Below are 6,264 nucleotides of genomic sequence, written 5' to 3' on the forward strand. Positions count from 1 at the left end.
GACTTCGAGAGAGAATCACAGACTCATGGCGAACTACACCGCCGCTGACGTCAAGAAGCTCCGCGAGCTCACCGGCGCCGGCATGCTGGACTGCAAGAACGCGCTCGTGGACGCCGACGGTGACGTCGACAAGGCCCAGGAAGCGCTCCGCATCAAGGGTCAGAAGGGCGTCGCCAAGCGCGAAGGCCGTTCTGCCGAGAACGGTGCGGTCGTCTCCCTCATCGCCGACGACAACACCTCCGGTGTCATCGTCGAGCTGAAGTGCGAGACCGACTTCGTCGCCAAGGGCGAGAAGTTCCTGGCCGTCGCCAACCAGCTGGCCGCCCACGTGGCCGCCACCTCCCCGGCCGACATCGAGGCGCTCCTCGCGTCCGAGATCGAGCCCGGCAAGACCGTCACCGCTTTCGTCGACGAGGCCAACGCCAACCTCGGCGAGAAGATCGTCCTGGACCGCTTCGCGCAGTTCACCGGCGGCTACGTGACCGCGTACATGCACCGCACGATGCCCGACCTGCCGTTCCAGATCGGCGTCCTGGTCGAGCTCGACAAGGAGAACGCCGAGGTCGCCCGCGGCGTCGCGCAGCACATCGCCGCGTTCGCCCCGCAGTGGCTGTCCGCCGAGGACGTCCCGGCCGAGAAGGTCGAGTCCGAGCGTCGCATCGCCGAAGAGGTCACCCGCGCGGAGGGCAAGCCCGAGGCTGCCATCGCGAAGATCGTCGAGGGTCGCGTCAACGGCTTCTTCAAGGACGCCACGCTGCTCGGCCAGGCGTACGCCCTGGACAACAAGAAGTCCGTCCAGAAGGTTCTGGACGAGGCCGGTGTCACCCTGAAGCGCTTCACCCGCATCAAGGTCGGCATCTGAGTCCGTCCGTACGCGACGGACACCGGACCCCGGTAGGGTCTGAAGCAGTCGTCCGCGCTTGCGCGAGGCGACCGCAGATCTGACGAGGAGGCCATTGCCGTAGAGGGAACCGCAAGGACCCACCGGCAATGGCCTTCTTCGTATGTGCACGAGGAGATCTCCATGAATCAGGGCGTGGACCCCCACACCGCATCCGACGACAAGAGCGACCAGGACAAGAAGGGCCGCCGCTTCATGCTGAAGCTGTCGGGCGAGGCCTTCTCCGGTGGCGGAGGACTGGGCGTCGACCCCGACGTCGTCCACGCCATCGCGCGTGAGATCGCCGCGGTGGTCCGCGACGGCGCGGAGATCGCCGTCGTGATCGGCGGCGGCAACTTCTTCCGCGGCGCCGAACTCCAGCAGCGCGGCATGGACCGGGCACGGTCCGACTACATGGGCATGCTCGGCACCGTCATGAACTGCCTCGCCCTCCAGGACTTCCTGGAGAAGGAAGGCATCGACTCCCGCGTGCAGACCGCCATCACCATGGGCCAGGTCGCGGAGCCGTACATCCCGCTGCGTGCCGTGCGCCACCTGGAGAAGGGCCGCGTCGTCATCTTCGGCGCGGGCATGGGCATGCCGTACTTCTCCACCGACACCACGGCCGCCCAGCGTGCCCTGGAGATCGACGCCGAGGCCCTGCTCATGGGCAAGAACGGCGTCGACGGGGTCTATGACTCCGACCCGAAGAAGAACCCGGACGCGGTGAAGTTCGACGCGCTGGAGTACAGCGAGGTCCTCTCCCGCGACCTCAAGGTCGCCGACGCCACCGCGATCACGCTCTGCCGCGACAACAAGCTGCCGATCCTCGTGTTCGAGCTGCTCGCCGAGGGCAATATCGCCCGCGCCGTCAAGGGTGAGAAGATCGGCACGCTCGTCAGCGACCAGGAAACCCGGGCCTGAGCGGTCCGCGCCGGACCGAGCCCGGACCGGCCCCGCCGGCCCCGCCCGCCTGAACCATCCATTCAAGACATGCAGGAGCACGTGGTGACCGAAGAGATCCTCCTCGAGGCCGAGGAGAAGATGGAAAAGGCCGTCGTCGTCGCCAAGGAAGACTTCGCCGCGATTCGCACCGGTCGTGCGCACCCGGCGATGTTCAACAAGATCGTGGCGGACTACTACGGCGCCATCACGCCCATCAACCAGCTCGCGTCCTTCTCGGTGCCCGAGCCGCGCATGGCGATCGTGACCCCGTTCGACAAGAGCGCCCTGCGCAACATCGAGCAGGCCATCCGCGACTCCGACCTCGGTGTCAACCCGAGCAACGACGGCAGCATCATCCGGGTGACCTTCCCCGAGCTGACGCAGGACCGCCGCAAGGAGTACATCAAGGTCGCCCGCACCAAGGCCGAGGACTCCAAGGTCTCCATCCGCGCCGTGCGCCGCAAGGCCAAGGACGCTCTCGACAAGCTCGTCAAGGACAAGGAAGCCGGCGAGGACGAGGTCCGTCGCGCGGAGAAGGAGCTCGACGACACCACCGCGAAGTACGTCGCGCAGGTGGACGAGCTCCTGAAGCACAAGGAAGCCGAGCTCCTCGAAGTCTGATGAACGACACTTCCTGGCAGCCGGAGCCGGTTCCGGCGGGTCCCGCATACGATGCGCAGGTGGGCCCGCACACTCGGCCCATGCCCATCGTGCCCGATGCCGCCGGCCGTGACTTCGACGACCGGGAAGCACGCGATCGGGGGGCCGCCCTGGACGGCGGCCCCCTCTTCCGCGCCGATACGCCGCCGCAGGAGCCCATGCCCAGCCCCCCGCCTCCGCATGCCCCGCAGCCGCAGGACGCCTCGCCTCCGCCGCCGAAGAAGCGCGCGGGCCGGGACCTGCGTGCCGCCATAGGGGTCGGTGTCGGTCTCGGCGCGGTGATCTTCGCCTCGCTGCTGATCGTCAAGGCGGTCTTCGTCGGCGTCATCGTCGTCGCGGTCGTCGTGGGCCTGTGGGAGCTGACCTCCCGGCTGCAGGAGAAGAAGGGCATCAAGGCCCCGCTGGTCCCGCTCGCGGTCGGCGGCGCGGCCATGGTCATCGCCGGGTACGTGCGGGGGGCCGAGGGCGCCTGGGTCGCCATGGCCCTGACCGTGCTGGCGGTCCTGGTGTGGCGGATGACCGAACCTCCCGAGGACTACCTCAAGGACGTCACGGCGGGCGCCTTCGCGGCGTTCTACGTGCCCTTCCTGGCCACCTTCGTCGCGATGCTGCTCACCGCCGACGACGGCGCCGAGCGCGTGATCACCTTCCTGCTGCTGACCGTGGTCAGCGACACCGGGGCCTATGCGGTCGGCTGGCGCTTCGGGAAGACCAAGCTCGCGCCGCGCATCAGCCCCGGAAAGACCCGCGAGGGGCTCTTCGGCGCGGTGGCCTTCGCGATGGCGGCCGGCGCGCTGTGCATGGAGTTCCTGATCGACGGCGGCGCCTGGTGGCAGGGCCTCCTGCTCGGCCTCGCGGTCGCCGTCAGCGCCACCCTGGGCGACCTGGGCGAATCCATGATCAAGCGGGACCTGGGCATCAAGGACATGGGCACCCTGCTGCCGGGCCACGGCGGCATCATGGACCGGCTCGATTCGCTGCTGCCGACCGCCCCGGTGGTGTGGCTGCTGCTGGCCGGTTTCGTGGGCACGGGCTGACACGGCTGGTGTGGGCACGGGCCGATCCGCCCGGGTTATCCTGGAAGGCGCGCCGCGACCACGCGGCGCGCCTTTTCCGTCTCGCGGCCGAGCCGCGGACCGGCCCTGCACGCGCGGGGTGCCCCCCACCTCGTCGTACTGAGGAGTACCGCATGGCCCCCCGTCCCGTTCCGGGTGAGCTCACTTTCGTCGCGCCCCGCGGAGCGAAGCGGCCGCCCCGGCACCTCGCCGACATGACCCCGGCCGAGCGCCGCGAGGCGGTCGCCGCGATCGGCGAGAAGCCGTTCCGGGCCAAGCAGCTCTCCCAGCACTACTTCGCGCGCTACGCGCACGACCCGGCCGAGTGGACCGACATCCCGGCGGGCTCGCGGGAGAAGCTCCAGCAGGAGCTGCTGCCGGACCTGATGAACGTCATCCGGCACATCTCGTGCGACGACGACACCACCCGCAAGACCCTGTGGAAGCTGCACGACGGCACGCTCGTCGAGTCCGTGCTGATGCGCTACCCCGACAGGGTCACCATGTGCATCTCCTCGCAGGCCGGCTGCGGCATGAACTGCCCCTTCTGCGCCACCGGCCAGGCGGGCCTCGACCGCAACCTCTCCACCGCCGAGATCGTGCACCAGATCGTCGACGGCATGCGCGCGCTGCGCGACGGCGAGGTCCCCGGCGGCCCGGCGCGGCTGTCGAACATCGTCTTCATGGGCATGGGCGAGCCGCTCGCCAACTACAACCGCGTGGTCGGAGCCATCCGCCGGCTCACCGACCCCGAGCCCGACGGCCTGGGCCTGTCGCAGCGGGGCATCACCGTGTCCACCGTAGGCCTGGTCCCGGCCATGCTGCGGTTCGCCGACGAGGGCTTCAAGTGCCGTCTCGCCGTCTCGCTGCACGCGCCCGACGACGAGCTGCGCGACACCCTGGTCCCCGTGAACACCCGCTGGAACGTCCGCGAGGTGCTCGGCGCGGCCTGGGAGTACGCGGAGAAGTCCGGCCGCCGGATCTCCATCGAGTACGCCCTGATCCGCGACATCAACGACCAGGCCTGGCGTGGTGACCTGCTGGGCAAGCTGCTCAAGGGCAAGCGCGTCCACGTCAACCTGATCCCGCTGAACCCCACGCCCGGCTCGAAGTGGACCGCCTCGCGGCCCGAGGACGAGAAGGCCTTCGTGGAGGCCATCGCCCGCCACGGCGTGCCCGTGACCGTGCGCGACACCCGCGGCCAGGAGATCGACGGCGCGTGCGGCCAGCTCGCGGCCTCGGAGCGCTAGGTTCCGGTCAGCGGAGGTCATATTCGGCCACGGGGTACCCTGTGGCCGAACCAATTTCATATTCCGACAGGGGAGCGCCACAGCGCTGAGAGTGCGGTATCCGTCATCCGCAGACCCTCTGAACCTCGCCCCGGTCATTCGGGGTAGGAAGTTCGGTCACCACTCAAGCTGTTGCGCCCTGCCCGGCGTCCGCTCCCACAGAGCGCCGGGCAGGGCCGCGTCTTCTCCTGGACATCCCAGGAGGAATTCACCAGTGAGCACCACCAAGAAGATCGCGGGCGCCGCGCTCGCGGCCGCGCTGGGCGTCACCACGCTGAGCGCGTGCGGCGACTCCGACGACAAGTCAGCGGGCACGACCGACAAGACCGTCACGCTCGTCTCCCACGACTCCTTCAACGTGACCGCCACGGTCCTCAAGGAGTTCGAGCAGCAGAGCGGCTACACCGTCAAGGTGCTGAAGTCCGGCGACGCCGGCGCCGCCCTGAACCAGGAGATCCTCACGAAGGGCTCGCCGCGCGGCGACGTGTTCTTCGGCGTGGACAACACCCTGCTCTCGCGCGCCCTCGACAACGGCATCTTCACGGCGTACGAGGCCAAGGGCCTGGACACGGTCAAGCCCGAGTACGTGCTCGACAAGGAGCACCGGGTCACCCCGATCGACTCCGGCGACATCTGCGTCAACTACGACAAGGCCTACTTCGCCGACAAGAAGATCGCCCCGCCGCAGACGCTGGACGACCTGGTCAAGCCCGAGTACAAGAACCTGCTGGTCACCGAGAACGCCGCGACCTCCTCGCCCGGCCTCGGCTTCCTGCTCGCCTCCGTCGGCAAGTACGGCGAGGAGGGCTGGAAGGACTACTGGAGCAAGCTCAAGGCCAACGGCGTCGAGGTCGTCGACGGCTGGGAGCAGGCCTACAACGAGCGGTTCTCCGGCTCCGCGGGCGGCAAGAAGGCCAAGGGCGACCGCCCGCTGGTCGTCTCCTACGCCTCCAGCCCGCCGGTCGAGGTGCTGTACGGCGAGCCGCAGCCGGCCGAGGCCCCGACGGGCGTCGCCACCGGCACCTGCTTCCGCCAGGTCGAGTTCGCCGGCCTGCTGAAGGGCGCGAAGAACGAGGCGGGCGGCAAGGCCCTGCTGGACTTCCTGGTCAGCAAGAAGTTCCAGGAGGACATGCCGCTTCAGATGTTCGTGAACCCGGTGACGAAGGACGCTGCCCTGCCGGAGCTGTTCACGAAGCACGGAGTGGTGGTCGAGAAGCCGGAGAACGTGGCTCCCGAGACCATCGCCAAGAACCGTGAGCAGTGGGTCAAGGCATGGACCTCGCTCGTCGTGAAGTAGGCGGTACCACGGGGTCGGGGGGGGGGGGGGGGGGGGGGGGGCCCGGCCCCCGCCCCCCCCCGCGCGGGCGGGGGAACGCGGTGCGGGTTGCCCCTCTGGTCTTGCCCCCCGTCTTTTTTTGGGTTTTTTTTCTCTCCC

6 protein-coding genes are annotated in these 6,264 nt (G+C 68.9%); all 6 read left to right on the forward strand.

Annotation, left to right across the window (positions count from 1 at the left end):
- Positions 1-25 precede the first annotated feature (25 nt).
- The 6 genes from tsf to ACZ4VT_RS08795 all read left to right on the forward strand — a co-directional run bounded on the left by tsf (position 26) and on the right by ACZ4VT_RS08795 (position 6,126).
- A complete protein-coding gene (gene tsf / locus ACZ4VT_RS08770; RefSeq protein ID WP_030718538.1) occupies positions 26-862 on the forward strand; it encodes a translation elongation factor Ts in 837 nt (278 codons plus the stop codon).
- 162 nt (positions 863-1,024) lie between these two features.
- Positions 1,025-1,804, forward strand: a complete 780-nt coding sequence (pyrH, locus tag ACZ4VT_RS08775) for a UMP kinase (RefSeq protein ID WP_030016384.1) — start codon at positions 1,025-1,027, stop codon at positions 1,802-1,804.
- Positions 1,805-1,888: 84 nt separating this feature from the next.
- Positions 1,889-2,446: a ribosome recycling factor gene (frr, locus tag ACZ4VT_RS08780; RefSeq protein WP_031144133.1), complete on the forward strand. Its 558-nt coding sequence runs from the start codon at positions 1,889-1,891 to the stop codon at positions 2,444-2,446.
- Complete coding sequence (locus tag ACZ4VT_RS08785) at positions 2,446-3,522, forward strand: phosphatidate cytidylyltransferase (protein WP_467947828.1); 1,077 nt, start codon at positions 2,446-2,448, stop codon at positions 3,520-3,522. Before frr ends, ACZ4VT_RS08785 begins: the two co-directional genes overlap by 1 nt.
- A 152-nt stretch (positions 3,523-3,674) precedes the next feature.
- Entirely contained in the window at positions 3,675-4,790 is a 1,116-nt protein-coding gene (rlmN, locus tag ACZ4VT_RS08790) for a dual-specificity RNA methyltransferase RlmN (protein WP_327416677.1), read from the forward strand.
- 253 nt (positions 4,791-5,043) lie between these two features.
- Positions 5,044-6,126, forward strand: a complete 1,083-nt coding sequence (locus tag ACZ4VT_RS08795; RefSeq protein WP_467947830.1) for a thiamine ABC transporter substrate-binding protein — start codon at positions 5,044-5,046, stop codon at positions 6,124-6,126.
- Positions 6,127-6,264: the final 138 nt, after the last annotated feature.

This window comes from Streptomyces sp. NPDC029164, assembly GCF_055563995.1.

What these genes read in the sequence shown, in the direction of transcription:
- tsf (WP_030718538.1), top strand. Translation starts at nt 26, where the DNA reads ATGGCGAACTACACCGCCGCTGACGTCAAGAAGCTCCGCGAGCTCACC.
- pyrH (WP_030016384.1), top strand. Translation starts at nt 1,025, where the DNA reads ATGAATCAGGGCGTGGACCCCCACACCGCATCCGACGACAAGAGCGAC.
- ACZ4VT_RS08785 (WP_467947828.1), top strand. Translation starts at nt 2,446, where the DNA reads ATGAACGACACTTCCTGGCAGCCGGAGCCGGTTCCGGCGGGTCCCGCA.
- rlmN (WP_327416677.1), top strand. Translation starts at nt 3,675, where the DNA reads ATGGCCCCCCGTCCCGTTCCGGGTGAGCTCACTTTCGTCGCGCCCCGC.